This is a genomic window from Myxococcota bacterium (assembly GCA_035498015.1).
Taxonomy (GTDB): Bacteria; Myxococcota_A; UBA9160; order SZUA-336; family SZUA-336; genus VGRW01.
Genome location: DATKAO010000217.1, coordinates 1 through 15,009, shown reverse-complemented (window position 1 = coordinate 15,009; position 15,009 = coordinate 1). Strand labels below are relative to the sequence as shown.

The 15,009-nt window shown below is 71.2% G+C and carries 16 protein-coding genes; 12 read left to right on the top strand and 4 right to left on the bottom strand.

Annotation, left to right across the window (positions count from 1 at the left end):
- Positions 1-36: 36 nt before the first annotated feature.
- The 4 genes from VMR86_19070 to VMR86_19055 are packed head-to-tail and all read left to right on the top strand — an operon-like array spanning position 37 to position 4,942.
- Complete coding sequence (locus VMR86_19070) at positions 37-1,137, top strand: succinylglutamate desuccinylase/aspartoacylase family protein (GenBank protein HTO09161.1); 1,101 nt, start codon at positions 37-39, stop codon at positions 1,135-1,137.
- 15 nt (positions 1,138-1,152) lie between these two features.
- The gene (locus VMR86_19065; protein HTO09160.1) at positions 1,153-2,736 is read left to right on the top strand and encodes a UUP1 family membrane protein; all 1,584 of its coding nucleotides are present in this window, start codon (positions 1,153-1,155) and stop codon (positions 2,734-2,736) included.
- Positions 2,733-3,692, top strand: a complete 960-nt coding sequence (locus tag VMR86_19060; protein ID HTO09159.1) for an alpha-L-glutamate ligase-like protein — start codon at positions 2,733-2,735, stop codon at positions 3,690-3,692. Before VMR86_19065 ends, VMR86_19060 begins: the two co-directional genes overlap by 4 nt.
- Positions 3,689-4,942, top strand: a complete 1,254-nt coding sequence (locus tag VMR86_19055) for a hypothetical protein (GenBank protein HTO09158.1) — start codon at positions 3,689-3,691, stop codon at positions 4,940-4,942. The genes VMR86_19060 and VMR86_19055 overlap by 4 nt, the downstream gene beginning before the upstream one ends.
- 17 nt (positions 4,943-4,959) lie before the next feature.
- On the opposite strand, the gene VMR86_19050 is transcribed toward VMR86_19055, so the two are convergent.
- Positions 4,960-5,382, bottom strand: coding sequence for a hypothetical protein (locus tag VMR86_19050; GenBank protein ID HTO09157.1), 423 nt, complete (start codon positions 5,380-5,382; stop codon positions 4,960-4,962).
- Positions 5,379-5,708: an MGMT family protein gene (locus VMR86_19045; protein HTO09156.1), complete on the bottom strand. Its 330-nt coding sequence runs from the start codon at positions 5,706-5,708 to the stop codon at positions 5,379-5,381. The genes VMR86_19050 and VMR86_19045 overlap by 4 nt, the downstream gene beginning before the upstream one ends.
- Before the next feature lie 96 nt (positions 5,709-5,804).
- Here VMR86_19045 and VMR86_19040 point away from each other — a divergent pair, with 96 nt between their 5' ends.
- From VMR86_19040 to thiD, 3 genes are all read left to right on the top strand, one after another.
- A complete protein-coding gene (locus VMR86_19040) occupies positions 5,805-6,902 on the top strand; it encodes an Mrp/NBP35 family ATP-binding protein (GenBank protein HTO09155.1) in 1,098 nt (365 codons plus the stop codon).
- Positions 6,902-7,228: a cupin domain-containing protein gene (locus VMR86_19035; GenBank protein ID HTO09154.1), complete on the top strand. Its 327-nt coding sequence runs from the start codon at positions 6,902-6,904 to the stop codon at positions 7,226-7,228. The genes VMR86_19040 and VMR86_19035 overlap by 1 nt, the downstream gene beginning before the upstream one ends.
- Positions 7,229-7,316: 88 nt before the next feature.
- Entirely contained in the window at positions 7,317-8,096 is a 780-nt protein-coding gene (gene thiD, locus VMR86_19030) for a bifunctional hydroxymethylpyrimidine kinase/phosphomethylpyrimidine kinase (GenBank protein ID HTO09153.1), read from the top strand.
- Here thiD and VMR86_19025 read toward each other — a convergent pair.
- Complete coding sequence (locus VMR86_19025) at positions 8,080-9,042, bottom strand: SDR family NAD(P)-dependent oxidoreductase (protein ID HTO09152.1); 963 nt, start codon at positions 9,040-9,042, stop codon at positions 8,080-8,082. The genes thiD and VMR86_19025 overlap by 17 nt on opposite strands.
- Before the next feature lie 77 nt (positions 9,043-9,119).
- On the opposite strand from VMR86_19025, the gene VMR86_19020 reads away from it, so the two are divergent.
- Entirely contained in the window at positions 9,120-10,061 is a 942-nt protein-coding gene (locus VMR86_19020) for an alpha/beta hydrolase (GenBank protein HTO09151.1), read from the top strand.
- On the opposite strand, the gene VMR86_19015 is transcribed toward VMR86_19020, so the two are convergent.
- A complete protein-coding gene (locus tag VMR86_19015) occupies positions 10,058-10,585 on the bottom strand; it encodes a DinB family protein (protein ID HTO09150.1) in 528 nt (175 codons plus the stop codon). The genes VMR86_19020 and VMR86_19015 overlap by 4 nt on opposite strands.
- 61 nt (positions 10,586-10,646) lie before the next feature.
- Between VMR86_19015 and VMR86_19010 the strand changes: the two genes are divergently transcribed.
- The 4 genes from VMR86_19010 to VMR86_18995 form a co-directional block, all read left to right on the top strand.
- A complete protein-coding gene (locus tag VMR86_19010) occupies positions 10,647-11,777 on the top strand; it encodes an acyl-CoA dehydrogenase family protein (GenBank protein HTO09149.1) in 1,131 nt (376 codons plus the stop codon).
- Entirely contained in the window at positions 11,777-13,027 is a 1,251-nt protein-coding gene (locus tag VMR86_19005; protein ID HTO09148.1) for an acyl-CoA dehydrogenase family protein, read from the top strand. The genes VMR86_19010 and VMR86_19005 overlap by 1 nt, the downstream gene beginning before the upstream one ends.
- Positions 13,024-13,674: an alpha/beta fold hydrolase gene (locus tag VMR86_19000; GenBank protein ID HTO09147.1), complete on the top strand. Its 651-nt coding sequence runs from the start codon at positions 13,024-13,026 to the stop codon at positions 13,672-13,674. Before VMR86_19005 ends, VMR86_19000 begins: the two co-directional genes overlap by 4 nt.
- Positions 13,675-13,805: 131 nt before the next feature.
- On the top strand, positions 13,806-15,009 hold a 1,204-nt coding region (locus VMR86_18995; GenBank protein HTO09146.1), incomplete at its 3' end, for a hypothetical protein.

The following is a 15,009-nucleotide window of genomic DNA, read 5'->3' as shown; positions in this document are numbered from 1 at the left end:
GCGGCGGCCGCGAAATTCGGCTGCAATCGGCGCGGCATGCGGCTCGGGGGGATCGTCGCTCTGCTCGTCGGCTCGCTCGCGTGGGCGCCCTCGCCGGCCGCCCGCGCCGAGCCGCTCCAGGTCCTGGGGCAGACGATCGCGCGCGGCGAGGTGCGGCGGCTGGCGCTGCCGGTCGGTGAGTCGGTCGGCGGCGACAGCTCGACGCCGGTGATCGTGGTCGCGGGCGCGAAGCCCGGGCGCGTGGTGTGTCTCACCGGCGGCATCCACGGCGACGAGCTGAACGGGGTCGAGGTGGTGCGGCGCTCGCTCGAGCGCACCCAGGCCGCGGAGCTGCGGGGAACACTGATCGGTGTACCGATCGTGAACCTGGCCGCGTTCCGGCGCGGCTCGCGCTACCTGCCCGACCGCCGCGACCTGAACCGCTTCTTCCCCGGTCACTCGAAGGGCAGCTCGGCCGCGCGGCTGGCGCGGCGCCTGTTCGACGACGTGGTGAGACACTGCGAGCTGCTGGTCGACGTGCACTCCGGCTCGTTCCATCGCACCAACCTGCCGCAGGTGCGCGGCGACCTGCGGCGCGCCGACGTGCTGGCGCTGGCCAAGGCCTTCGGCAGCCCGCTCGCCATCCACAACGAGGGCCGGCCCGGCACGCTGCGCCGCGCCGCGACCGACGCGGGCATTCCCGCGATCGCCTACGAGGCCGGCGAGCCCATGCGCTTCCAGGAAGACGCCATCGGGCGCGGGCTCGCGGGTGTGCGCCAGCTCCTGGGCGCGCTCGACATGCTGCCCCCCGCCGCCGACGCGCTGCCGGCGCCCGCGATCTACTTCCGCTCCCGCTGGGTGCGCGCCGAGGAGGGCGGGATCCTGGCCGCGCGCGCGCAGCTCGGCGACATGGTGCAGGCGAAGCAGCTGCTCGGCACCGTGTTCGATCCGATCTCGAACCAGAAGACCAAGATCCGCGCGCCCGAGCGCGGGCGCATCATCGGCGTGGCGATCGACCAGCTTGTCATGCCCGGCTACGCGGCCTTCCACATCGCGACCGAGGGCGGAGTGCAGCGCACGAGCCTGCCCGCCGCGCTGCCCAGCGTCGATCAGGGCGAGGACGCCGCGCGCGCCGGGCTCGAGGAGCGGCCCGATTAGCGCGCGGACGCCGACGTGAATCGCGCGGCGGTCTTGACCGGGAGTCTCCTGGTCGCGATCGGGCTGGCGATCTTCGCCTGGAAGACGCTGGTGCTGCACCTGCCGGTGTGGCCGTCCGGCGTCGAGAACCTGTGGCGCGTGGAGCTCGAGATCGACGCGCGCGGCTCGGGTCAGCGCGGCAGCGTGCGCTCGGCATTGCCCGACTCCGACAACCAGCAGGAGATCTTCGACGAGCGCCAGACGAGTGATCGGCTGGTGTTCACGATCCGCACCGAGAAGACCGGCCAGCGCATCGGCATCTGGAGCGGCAAGTTCGACGGCGTCCACAACCTGACCCACGCCTTCCGCGTGCAGCTCTCCGAAGAGCCGCTGCCGCTGCCCAGCGACGTGGGCCTGGCCCCGCCCAAGGAGATCGCCGAGCAGTATCTGCGCTCGAGCACTCACTTCCCGTCCGACGCGCCCGAGCTGCACGACCTCTTGGGCAACATCGCGCCCGCGAACCCCAACGACCCCCTGGGCCAGATGCGCCTGTTGCTCGGCTACGTCGCCGACGAGATCCTGACCGCCAACACCGGCAGCGACGATGCGCTGCTCACCCTGGCGGCCGGCGAAGGCAGCCAGGTCGGGAAGGCACGGCTCCTGGTCGCGCTGCTGCGCGCTGCGGGCTACCCCGCGCGCATCGCCGCCGGGCTGCGGCTGGGCGCGCAGAAGGAGGGCCGCGAGGCCGTGTGGGCCGAGGCCTGGATCGGCGGCGAGTGGATCTCGCTCTCGCCCTCGCTGGGCTTCTTCGGCGCGCGCCCGCCGGACCTCCTGCTCTTGCGCAAGGGCAGCTCGACGCTGGTGGAGGAGACCGGGCTCGAGGCGCTGTCCTCGCGCTACCGCGTGCTGCGCGAGTCACTTCGCGCCGACGAGGTGGCGTCGTTCATGGTGCCGTCGAACCCGATCCTGGCGGCGATCTCGCTGTACCGCCTGCCGGTGGGCTCGCAGCAGGCGCTGCGCATTCTCCTGGTGTTCCCGATCGGCGCGCTGATCATCGCGGTGATCCGCAACCTGGTCGGGCTGCGCACGTTCGGCACGTTCATGCCGCTTTTGATCTCGCTCGCGCTGCGCGAGCTGCCGCTCGGGCTGGGGCTCGGGCTGGTGGGCTCGGTGATCGCGCTCGGCATCGTGTCACGGCTCCTGCTCGAGAGACTCCAGCTCTTGCTCGTGCCGCGGCTCGGCGTGCTCTTGTGCGTGGTGGTGCTGGCGATCACCGCCCAGTCACTCTTCGGGCGCACCTACGAGGTCAAGGACCTGTACGCGAGCGTGCTGTTTCCGGTGGTGATCATGACCATGCTGATCGAGCGCTTCTCGATCACCACGGCCGAGGAGGGCATGCCCTCGGCCGTGCGGCGGCTCACTACCTCGACCTTCGCGGCGATCTGCGTGTATCCGATCTTCCGCATCGCGGCGCTCGAGCACCTGATGTTCGGCTTCCCGGAGCTCGTGATCTCGGTCATGGGCATCCTGGTCTGGATCGGTGGTTACAACGGCTACCGCGCCTCGGAGCTGTGGCGCTTCCGCAGCCTGGCGCGCGGTCTCGAGGACGAGTCACCATGAGTCTCGCGTCGCGGCTGCGCGCGATGGGCGTGCTCGGCATCAACCGCCGCAACGGCGAGTACACTTCGCGCTGGAACCGGCGCGCGCACTACCCCAGCGTGGACGACAAGCTCCAGACCAAGCGCCTGCTGCGCGACGCGGGCATCGCCACCGCGCCCGTGCTCGCGGTCGCGCGCACGAACTCCGAGGTGCGCGGCATGCTGCGCGAGCTCGACGCCTACGCGTCGTTCGTGATCAAGCCCGCGCACGGCGCGATGGGCAACGGCATCCTGGTGGTGCTGGAGCGCGACGGCGACTGGTTCCTGCGGCCCGGCGGGCAGTGGCTCGACCGCCGTGCGCTGTCGTATCACTCGGCCAGCATCATCTCGGGCGCGTACGCGCTCGGCGGCCAGCCCGACGTGGCGTTCGCCGAGGAGCGGCTGTCGGTGCACCGCGACCTGCGCGCGATCTCGGCGGAGGGCGTGCCCGACGTGCGCGTGGTCGTGTATCGCGGCGTGCCGGTCATGTCGATGACTCGCCTGCCCACGCACCGCTCGCGCGGCCGCGCCAACCTGCACCAGGGGGCGGTCGGCGCGGGCGTGGACCTCGATTCGGGAGTCACGAGCTTCGCGGTCTGCGACGGGCGCGCGGTCGACGTGCACCCCGACACACAGGAGGCCGTGCTCGCGCGCATGATTCCCGAGTTCGAGCGCGTGCTCGAGATCGCCGTACGCGCCAGCGACCAGACGCGGCTGGGCTACGTGGGAGCCGACGTGGTGGTCGACGAGGACCACGGCCCGCTGGTGCTCGAGCTGAACGCGCGGCCGGGCCTGGCGATCCAGGTCGCGAACCGCGCGGGGCTCGTGCCGCGGCTCGCCGAGGTCGACCGGCGCGTGCGGCCCGAGATGCACTGGCCCGAGCGCATCGCGCTGGGGCGCGAGATCGCGCGCCGCGCGCGCGCCGGAGCGCTGCCTTGAAGCCTCACGCCGCCCTGTACCTTCTGCTCGTGGCCGCGCTCGCGCTGACCGGCGATCTCGGCGCGCAGGAGCCCTCCGCGCCCCCCGCGACGGCCAGGCTTCGCTACGACTTCCACGTCGAGGCCCAGATCGTGCCCACGGAGCGCGCTGCGCACGTGACCCTCGAGCTCGGCAAGGGCGCCGAGAACGTCGACTGGCTGCGCTTTCGCATCGATCCGCAGCGTCACCTCCTGTTCCGAGGCGACGGCCAGGTGCACGTCGAGGGCGCGCACGTCACGTGGACCCCGCCGCGCACGGGCGGGAAGCTGACCTACGTGTTCCGCATCGACCACCTGCGCGACGCGCGCCGCTACGACGCCCGCTGCGCGAAGACCTGGGCGATCTTCCGCGGCGAGGACCTCGTGCCGCCGGCGCGCGTGAAGGCCGCCGACGGCGCGCGCTCGCACACGCGCTTTCGCGTGCGCGTGCCCGACAGCTGGTCGATCGTGACTCCCTTCGGGAAGCTGCGCAGCGGCGAGTTCAAGGTCGAGAAACGCCACCACGCCTTCGCGCGCCCCACGGGCTGGATGATCGCGGGCGACCTGGGCGTGCTGCGCGAAGAGGTCGCGGGCGTGAAGGTCGCGATCGCGGGGCCGCGCACCATGGGCGTGCGCCGCCAGGACATGCTGGCGCTCCTGCACTGGACCCTGCCCGTGCTGCGCCAGGTGCTCGGCACGCTGCCCGAGAGGCTCCTGGTCGTGAGCGCGGCCGACCCGATGTGGCACGGCGGTCTCTCGGGCCCCGACTCACTCTTCCTGCACGCGCACCGGCCGCTGATCACCGAGGACGGCCCGAGCCCGCTGCTGCACGAGGTCATGCACACGGCCCTGGGCCTGCGGCCCGGAAACGACGGCGACTGGGCGATCGAAGGGCTCGCGCAGTACTACTCGCTGCAGCTCCTCGGGCGCTCGCACACGATCTCGCCCGAGCGGCTGGCGAAGGCCTTCGAGCTCCAGGCCGAGAAGGGCAAGGAGGCCGCGCACCTGCGCAGCCGGAGTGTCTCGGGCGCCGGCACCGCGCGCTCGCTCACGGTGCTGCGCGCGCTCGACCAGCGCATCGCCGAGCACACCCACGGCCAGAAGACGCTCGACGACGTGGTGCGCATCCTGGTCGGCGAGGGCGGCACGGTGACCACGGATCGGGTCGAGAAGGCCGCGGAGAAGGTGTCGGGTCTCGATCTCTCGGCGTTCTTCAAGTCGGAAGTGCCGTAGACGGCACAGTCAGACAGTCACTCCTGCAGGCGCTTGATCAGCTTCAGCAGCCGCGCGCGCTCCACCACGACCGTCATCATGATGAAGCCCGCGAGCATGGTGAGCGTGCCGGTGAAGATGCGCACGAGCAGCACCATCATGCCGGCCGAGAACTGCATGTTGCGCGACAGACCGTGGAGCAGGCGCTGCTCGGTCGGCGTCTGCGGCTCGGCGTTCTCGACCATCCACAGCCCGCGCTGGAACAGGAAGCCGAGCTGCGCGATCGGCCGGTCGAAGCCGGTGTCCTGGCGTGGATCGGCGCTGGGGTCGTAGCGCAGGATCGCCCACGCCAGGTAGGCGATGCCGCACAGCGAGATCAACGCGCCGGCGACCGCCAGCGGGCGCTGGTGGTTCTTGACCCGCGAGAGGAAGCTCGCGTCCTGGCCTTCGAGCACACTCACCGCGCGCGCTTCCCCGACCACTGGAAGCGCGCCAGATCGACCCGCTCGCGCGCGTCGAAGCGCACGCCTTCGCGCTCGAGCAGGCGCCGCTGCACCAGGTCGCCGCCGGAGTAGCGCCGCGCCGAGATCCGCCCCTGTGAGTTGATCACGCGCTGCCACGGGACCGGGCGGCCCTGGTCGGGCAGGGCATGCAGGGCGTAACCCACCAGCCGCGCCGCGCCTCCAAGACCTGCGATGCGCGCGACTTGCCCGTAAGTTGCCACCCGGCCAGCGGGAATGCGGCGCACGACCTTCCAGACGCGTTCGTACGAGCTCGGCAGCTTCATCCGCACCCCAGACCGAGATTTCGGCACGAGGCTATGCTTCCATAAGCGCCGGCGCCGGACACCCCCCGGGTTTCCGGCCGACGACAGGAGGGCTCGATGAGCCAGGTCACCGAGCGCGACGTCCTCGACGCGCTCCGCCCCATCCAAGACCCCGACTTCAAGCGCTCGATCGTCGATCTGGGCTTCGTGAAGAACCTCCGGATCGACGGCGGAAAGGTCGCGTTCGCGATCGAGCTCACCACCCCGGCCTGCCCGGTCAAGGAGCGCTTCGAGGGCGAGGCGCGCGCGGCGGTCGCAAAGCTCGCCGGAGTGACTGCCGTCGACGTGACCATGACGGCTCAGACGCGCGGCTCGACCCATGCTTCGAAGCCCGAAGGGCTCGAAGGCGTGAAGAACGTGGTCGCGGTGGCGAGCGGCAAGGGCGGCGTGGGCAAGTCGACCGTGGCGGTGAACCTGGCGCTCGCGCTCGCGGAGACCGGCGCGAAGGTCGGTCTGCTCGACTGCGACGTGTACGGTCCGTCGATTCCGCTCATGCTCCACATCTCGGGCCGCCCGCAAGTGACCCCCGACAAGAAGATCCACCCGCTCATGAGCTACGGGCTCAAGCTCATGTCGATCGGCTTCCTCGCGGGCGAGAACGCGCCGGTGATCTGGCGCGGCCCGATGGTGCACGGGATCATCCGCCAGTTCCTGTCCGACGTGAAGTGGGGCGAGCTCGACTATCTCGTGCTCGACCTGCCCCCGGGCACCGGCGACGCCGCGCTCACCATCTGCCAGACCGCCCCGCTCGCGGGCGCGGTGATCGTGACCACGCCGCAGGAGGTCGCGCTGATCGACGCGCGCAAGGGCCTGCAGATGTTCCAGCGCGTGAACGTGCCCGTGCTCGGCATCGTCGAGAACATGAGCTGGTTCGAGTGCGACGGCTGCGGCAAGCGACACACCTTGTTCGGCTCGGGCGGCGCGGAGCGCGCGGCGCGCGAGCTCGGCACCGACGTGCTGGGTCACGTGCCGCTGCAGCCCGACGTGGTGACTTCGGGCGACGAGGGCCGGCCGACGGTGATCGCGGCCCCGGACTCGGCGGCCGCGCGCGAGATCCGCACCGTGGCGGGCCTGGTCGCGCGCAAGCTCTCGCTGCTCAACGCCGAGACGCCGCCGGTCGTCGGCACGAACATCGAGTGGGTGAACACGCCCTGATGAAGCTCGTGCGCTGGGACTCCTCGGCCTGGGCGTTCTCGGCCGAAAAGATGAAGAAGGTCGGGCTGTTCGAGACCGAGCGCTTCTTCCTCGACCTGTACTGTCTCGAGCCCGGCCAGTCACAGAAGCCGCACGCCCACGCCGGCTGCGACAAGGTATATCTCGTGGTCGAGGGCCGCGGCCGCTTCCGCGTGGGCGACGACCTGCGCGAGCTCGGACCCGGCGAAGGCGTGCTCGCGGGCTCGGGCGAGGTGCACGGGGTGGAGAATCACTCCGGCGGCCGACTCGTGGTGCTCACGTGGATGTCCCCTCCTCCTGCCCGGTGAGCTTCGCTCGCCTGCGGCTCGCTGCGCGCGCCTGCGGCGCTTGCCGGCTCGGCTCAGGGCGGCCTTCGCCTCGCCGAACGGTTCGTAGATGAGCGACTCACCTTTGGCCGCGGCGCTCTCGATCGCGGGCTCGGACCCGAGCGGCGGGGCCGGGCTGCAGCTCGACCTGCAGGTGTTCGCGCTGCACGGCGTGCACGGCATGGCCGTGCCCACGGCGCTCACCGTGCAGACCACCCAGGGCGTGAGGCGGCTCTCTCCGGTGTTTCCCAGCGTGGTCGCGGAGCAGATCACCGCCGTGCTCGCCGACCTGCGGCCGCGCGCGCTGAAGCTCGGCATGCTGGCCACCGACGACATCGTGCTCGCGGTCGCAAACGCGCTGGCGCGCTGGGAGGTGCCGCGCGTGGTGGACCCGGTGTTCCGCGCCAGCGACGGCACGTTCCTGCTCGAGCAGCGCGCGCTCGGGAACCTGGTCGAGCGGCTGATCTACGGCGCCGCCCTCGTGACTCCCAACCTTCCCGAGGCCGAGGCGCTCGTGGGCGAGACCGATCCCGAGCGCGCGGCGCCGCTCTTTCTCGAGCTGGGTGCCGAGGCGGTGCTGGTGAAGGGCGGGCACGCCGACGGCCCGCCCGACGACTATCTCGCCACGCGCGCCGGCGCGCGCCTGTGGCTGCGCGGCGAGCGCTCGGACGTGGGCCCCGTGCACGGCACCGGCTGCGCGCTCTCGGCCGCGATCACCGCGCGGCTGGCCCGCGGCGAGTCACTCGAGAATGCTGTACGCGGCGCGAAGGCGTACGTGGCGCGGGCGATCGCCGCGAGTCGGCCGCTCGGCAAGGGGGCGCGGGTGCTGGGGCTCAGCGGCCCAGCGTGAAGCCCGCGCTCGACTGCAGCTTCTGGAAGAACGACTCGCTGTAGGCGTCTTCCGGTGACTCGCGCACCATGCGGTCGAGCACGTCGGCGTCCTTGCCCACGAGGATGCGCCAGCGCTCGTCGCGCACTCCCTGGAGGATCACCTGCGCCGCCTCGGCGGCGGTCATCGGGGCCATGTCGCGGAAGGCGTCGCCGATCATGACCAGCGCCTGACGGACCTGGTCGGTGCTCGCACCGCCCACCGGGAAGCCCGCGCGCTCCATGCGCGCGCGCGCCTCGGAGAGCTGCTCGTCGCTCATCTCCTTGGGGTCGCGGCCCAGGATCTTGCCGGAGTTGATCACGATCGAGGTGCCGATGTGACCCGGCATGACGACCGACACCTTGATGTGCGGGGCGTTCAGCTTGAAGTCGTTGACCAGCGCCTCGCTGAAGCCCTTCACCGCGAACTTCGCCGCGCTGTAGGCCGTGTGGGCGGACTGCGGGCCGAGTGACGCCCAGAAGCCGTTCACCGAGCTCGTGTTGATCAGGTGGGCCTCGCGGCTCTTCATGAGCAGCGGCAGGAACGCGCGCGAGCAGTGGTACACGCCGCCCCAGCACACGTCGAAGGTCTTGTCCCACTCCTCGCGCTCGTCGTTCACGAAGCTCCCGCCGCCGCCGATGCCCGCGTTGTTGAACAGGAGGTCGACGTGGTCGGTCTCGTGCTCCTCCGCCACGGCATCGCGGAAGGCCACGACCTGGCGCTCGAGCGACACATCGGCGAGGTGCGTGGTGACTCGCACGCGCGGCGCGTGCGAGAGACACAGCGCGCGCGTCTGCGCCATGTTCTCTTCCGAGACGTCGCACATGGCGATGTGCGCGCCGGCCTCCGCGAGCTGCCGAGCCAGCTCGCGCCCCATGCCCGTTCCGCCGCCGGTGATGACGGCGATCTTCCCTGCAAAGCTCTTCATGGGCGGAGTCTACCGCGCGCGCGGTCTCGATTTCTCGAAGGTGGTACGCTCGGCGCAACCCCAAGGGAGGACCCGCCATGGCTCAGGAACCCGCGCAGATGCCCGCCGACATGCTCCAGCGGATGATGGCGATGATGAGCACCCCGCCGTCCGACGTGCCGGGCTTGCGCAAGATGCTGGACCAGTTCGCGGAGCTGTTGAACGCGGGCGGGCCCGAGATCGGCGCGCTGCACGAGAACGTGCTGGTGCGCGAGGTCGACGGCGCGCGCGTGACTGCCGACGTGTTCGTGCCCAAGGGCAAGGGGCCGCACCCGGTGCTCGTGTATCTGCACGGCGGCGGCTGGGTCGCCGGCAGCCCGCGCACGCACCGCAAGCTGACGGCGCGCTTCGCCGAGGCCGGGTATCTCGTGACCAGCATCGACTACCGGCTGGCGCCCGAGGCGGCCTTCCCCAAGGGCTTCGAGGACTGCGTGCACGCCGTGCGCTGGGCCGCGGAGAACGCGGCGCGCTGGGGCGGCGACGCCAGGCGCATCGCGATCGGTGGTGACTCTGCGGGCGGCAATCTGTCGGCCGCGGTGTCCGCGCACCTGGCGAGTGACTCGAGCGCGCCCCGGCTGCGCGCGGCGCTCTTGATCTACGGCGCGTTCGACTTCGAGGCCATGCGCACCATGGAGACGGCGCAGCCGGGCACGGACCCGGCGGTGGCGGCCGCGCTGCGCGACTCGATGATCTACGGCTATCTCGGCCAGAACCCGCCGCTGTCGCGCCTGCGCGACCCGCGCGTCTCGCCGGTGCATGCCGCCGCGCAGCTGCCGCCGTCGTATCTCGTGTGCGGCGACGCGGATCCCCTGGTCGAGCACCAGAAGGCGCTGTCCGCAGGGATGAAGCGCGCGGGCGTCGAGCACGAGAACGTGATCGTGCCCGGCATGCCGCACGGCTTCGCGCAGATGGAGTTCCTGCCCCAGGCGCTCGAGCAGGTGCGCGGCATGGTCGCGTTCCTGGACAAGAGACTCCGCTAGGCGATCTCGTCCCCTGCGCGTCGCTCCCGGTCGTATTCGAGGAAGAACTCGTCGAGCTGCGGCGGGGCGACGCGCGTGCCCGAGAGCATGGCGTGCGCCTGGCCGCGGTGGTGGATCTGGTGCACGAACAGGTGCGCGAGCACCGCGGTCACCGGCTCGCGCGTGAGTCCTTCGTCGCCCCGGTCCAGAGTCACCTCGCGCGCGAGCGTTCCGGGCTCGAGCGCATCGCAGAAGCGGACCAGGCGCGCGTCCGCGGCGCGCTGGGCGGCGGCCAGCTCGGCCAGGCGCGGGAACGGCACGGGGTTCCGCTGTGTCTCGAGCCCCCGGCCCCCGCCCTCCAGCCCGTCCAGGTAGTACCAGTCGACCACCAGGATGTGATTCAGCGTGGCGGTGAGGCTCGGAAAGAAGCTCGTGCGCGGCGCGTCGAGCTCCTCCTGGCGGAGCTTTGCGCAGGCCGCGTGGAGGCGACGGTTGGACCAGGCGTTGTTGCGCGCCATCTCCGAGAAGTGGGCGATCAGGTTCATGGCCCCGGAAGCATGGCAGAGCCCCGCGGCACCCGCCCCCGCGCCCGTGCGAAAATGGGGCATGCGCTGGAGCCCGAGCGAAGAGCAGGACGAGCTGCGCCGCACCGTGCGCCGCTTCCTGGAAGAGACTTCCCCCACGACCGAGGTCCGGCGGCTCATGGAGACGCCCGAGGGCTACGAGCCGGGCGTCTGGAAGCGACTCAGTCAGGAGCTGGGCCTGCCGGGCGTGCACGTGCCCGAGCAGTACGGCGGCCAGGGGCTGGGCTTCGCGGAGCTCGCGATCGTGCTCGAGGAGATGGGCCGCGCGTTGCTCTGCGCGCCTTACTTCGCCTCGGTCGCGCTGGCCACCAACGCAATCCTGAACGCGGGCACGGAGTCACAGAAGGCTGCGTTATTGCCTGCGCTGGCCTCGGGTGAGTCGATCGCCACGCTCGCGCTCACCGAGCCCTCCGGCCGCTGGGACCTGGGCGGCATCGAGCTCCAGGCGCAGCGTGTGGCCGACGGCTTCACGCTGTTCGGCGAGAAGTCGTTCGTGCCCGATGGCCTGACCGCCGACCGCATCGTGGTGGCCGCGCGCCGGCCGAAGACCGACGGCCGCGAGGGCATCGGCTTGTTCCACCTGCGCGGCGACACGGCGGGCCTCGAGCGCCGGCCACTCACCACGCTCGACCCGACGCGCAAGCTCGCGCGCCTCGGCTTCCGCGGCGCGCGCGCCGAGCCGCTGGGCGAGGTCGGCAACGCCGCGGCCGCGCTCGAGAAGACGCTCGACCAGGCCGCTGCGCTGCTCGCCAACGAGATGGCCGGCGGCGCGCAGAGACTGCTCGAGATGACCGTCGAGTACGCGAAGACGCGCGTGCAGTTCGGCCGCCCGATCGGCTCTTTCCAGGCCATCAAGCACAAGTGCGCCGACATGCTGATGTCGCTCGAGCTGGCGCGCTCGTCGGCCTACTACGCCGCCGGCTGCGCCGACGAGTCGGCCAAGGAGCTGCCGGCCGTCGCGTCGCTCGCGAAGGCGCAGGGCTCCGATGCCTATCTCGAGATCGCGGCCGAGGCCATCCAGATTCACGGCGGCCTCGGCTTCACCTGGGAGCAGGACGTGCACCTGTACTTCAAGCGCGCCAAGGCGAGCGAGGTGTTTCTCGGCGACCCGACCTATCACCGCGAGCTGTTCGCACAGCGCACGGGCCTGTGATGGACGCCGAATCGGTCCGCGCCGAGGTCCGCGCCTGGCTCGAGGCGAACTGGAGCCCCGAGCTGTCACTCGTGGAGTGGCGCAACAAGCTCGCCGACTCGGGCTGGGGCTGTCCGACCTGGCCGGTCGAGTGGTACGGCCGCGGTCTCTCGCCGTCGCTGGCCGAGGTGGCGAACGAGGAGTTCGAGAAGATCGGCGCGGTGGGCACGCCGGGCGGCGGCGGCATGGGCCTCGCGGCGCCGACGATCCTGGAGCACGGCTCCGACGACCTGAAGCGGCGGCTCCTGCGCAGGATCGTGACCGGCGAAGACACCTGGTGTCAGCTGTTCAGCGAGCCCGGGTCGGGCTCCGACCTCGCGGGACTCACGACGCGCGCCGAGCTGTCTGCGGACGGCGACGAATATGTCGTGAACGGCCAGAAGCTGTGGACCACCAGCGCCCACCACGCGAAGTACGGCATGCTGCTCGCGCGCACCAACTGGGACGTGCCCAAGCACCGCGGCATCACCTACTTCGCGCTCGAGATGCACCAGCCCGGCGTGGTGGTGAAGCCGCTCAAGCAGATGAACGGCCACGCGTCGTTCAACGAGGTGTTTCTCAACGACGCGCGCGTGCCCGCCGCCAACGCGATCGGCGACGTGGGGAACGGCTGGACCGTGGCGCTGGCCACGCTGGCGCACGAGCGCCGCTCGTTCGACGTGCTGCAGCGCGCCGCGCGTTCGGCCCGCGGCCAGGGCCGCGCCTACGACGAGCAGCGCGCCGAGACGACCCAGATCATGGCGCCCTACACGTGGTACCCGCAGCGCGCGGGCCGCGCCGATCTGATCGTGGAGCGGGCGCAAGCCACGGGCAAGGCGCGCGATCCGGTGGTGAGACAGGAGATCGCCAAGCTCCTGGCCCTGGCGCGCGCGACCGAGTGGACCGCGAAGCGCGCGCGCGCCGCGCGCATGGCGGGCCGGCCGCCGGGACCCGAGGGGTCACTCGGGAAGCTCTACGCGAGCGAGATCGCGCGCGCCTGCTCGCGCGTGCACACGCTGATCACGGGGACCGACGCCCTGCTCTCGGGCGCCGACGGGCCGCTCGAGGGCGTGATCGCGGAGATTCTGGTCTCGGTGCCCGCCGTGTCGATCGCGGGCGGCACCGACGAGATCCAGCGCAACATCGTGTCGGAGCGCGTGCTCGGCCTGCCGAAGGACCCCGACATCGACACGAAGAAGCCCTTCCGCGACGTGCCCCGGAACAAGCGTTGAGCACGCTGCTCCTGACCCACGGCTACTCGGGCAGCGCGCGCGACTGGGCGAAGCTGGTGGGACCCCTCTCGGGGCAGCACGAAGCGATCGTCTGGGACATCCTCGGTCACGGCGAGCGCGAGTCACCGGACGATCCGGCCGCGTACTCGGTCGAGCGGACGCTCGGCGACATGGCCGGGCTGCTCGAGCGCGCGGGCGCCGAGCGCGCGGTGCTCGTGGGTCATTCCATGGGCGGCTTTCTCTCGCTCGCCTTCCACCTGGCACATCCGGAGCGCGTGGCCGGGCTCGTGCTGATGGACACGGGCCCGGGCTACCGCAAGGACGACGCGCGCGCCGGCTGGAACCGCAGGGTCGAGGAACGGGCGCGGAGCTTCGAAGCGAAGGGGCAGCGCGAGCTCGCCCACGCCGCGCGCGGGATCCTGGCCCAGCGCGACGGCCGGGTGATCGAGTCACTCCCGTCCATTCGCGTGCCCGTGCTCGTGATCGTGGGCGAGAAGGACGAGGTGTTCCTCGCCGGCTCGCGCTACATGGCCGAGAAGATCCCGGGCGCGAAGCTCGAGGTCATCGCCGGCGCCGGTCACTCGCCGCAGGAGACCCACGCGGCGGAGGTCCTGGCCTGTCTCACGCCCTTTCTCACGAGTGTCTGAGGGGACCGCGGAGCCCGAGTCCATGGTATTCTGGGCCGCCCATGAAGCTCCGGCTCCCCGCAAGCCTGCTTGCTGTCTGCGCGCTCGCACTCACCCCACCACGCGCGAGCGCGCAGTGGACGAATCAGCTCGTGGAGGAGGTGCGTGAGTTCTCGCTCACCGAGTCGGGGGTCCAGATCGACGCGCAGAATCGGCCGCACTTCTTCGTGGGAGGTGACCGCGTCTACCACTACTGGCAGGACGGCGGCAGCTGGCACAGCGAAGTCGTGGACTCGCACCCAAGATCCGGTGAGCATCTGCGCGCCGCCGAGGGCCCGAGCGGCGACTTTCACCTGATCTACGACCGCATCGACCTCGCGCCGGAGAGCACCGAGCACAGCCGGTCGTTCTTGATCACGAGGCAATACGCCACGGATCGCACCGGGACGTGGCAGATCGAGGAGGTCCCGCAGCCGCCGGGCGACGAGGGGAACCAGTACCGCGTCGTGACTGGCCTGGTCGTCGACGCGAGTCACGTGCCGCACCTGATGTCGTTCTCGAACAACGGCGTGACGGAGCGGCAGGACCTGTTCCTGCAGAGCCGGCCCCCGGGTGGCTGGGTGATCGAGCGCATCAACGACGATCGCCAGGCGCACACGGCGACGCGCTTCTCGGCCTCGAGCCAGCTCGCGATCGATGGCTCGGGGCGGCTCCACGCGATCTGGTTCACGGCGAGCGGTCCGGAGCAGCTCATCTACTCGTTCCGCGACGACCAGGGCTGGCACCACGAGCCGGTGACTTCCGTCGGCGACACCACCCTGCTGCCAGCCAAGGACCCGAGCGCGCTCGTGGTCGACGCCGCCGGCACCGCGCACGTGGTCTTCGTCAACCAGTCACCGGCCAGCGATGGATATTGGCATCTGGTCCACCTCGAGCGCTCACCCGCCGGCTGGCGGCTCGACGATTTGGGGCTCGGGGGCGGCAATCTCGTGGCTGCGCTCGACGCGGCCGGGCGCGCGCACGTGGTCTTCTCGTCGCAGCTGCCGAACGACCCGAACACGAACCAGGAGCGCTACGTCGGGGTCCATGCCCGCGAGACCGACGCGGGCTGGGTCCGGGAGGACATCACGCCGGCGTCGCCGATCGACTTCTGGTGGAACGTGAACCTCTCGCTCCGAGTCGATGCGCTGGGTCGTCTCTCGGTCGGGAACCTGCTCGACACGGCACAGACTCGCCGCCTCGCGTTGTTCCAGCGTGACTCGGACTGGACGAGCTCAGCGGTCGCCGAGTCGGGACCCGTCACGTTCGACGACGACTACAGCTTCGTGCCGGGTGCCTCGCGGGTCGGGTCGGACG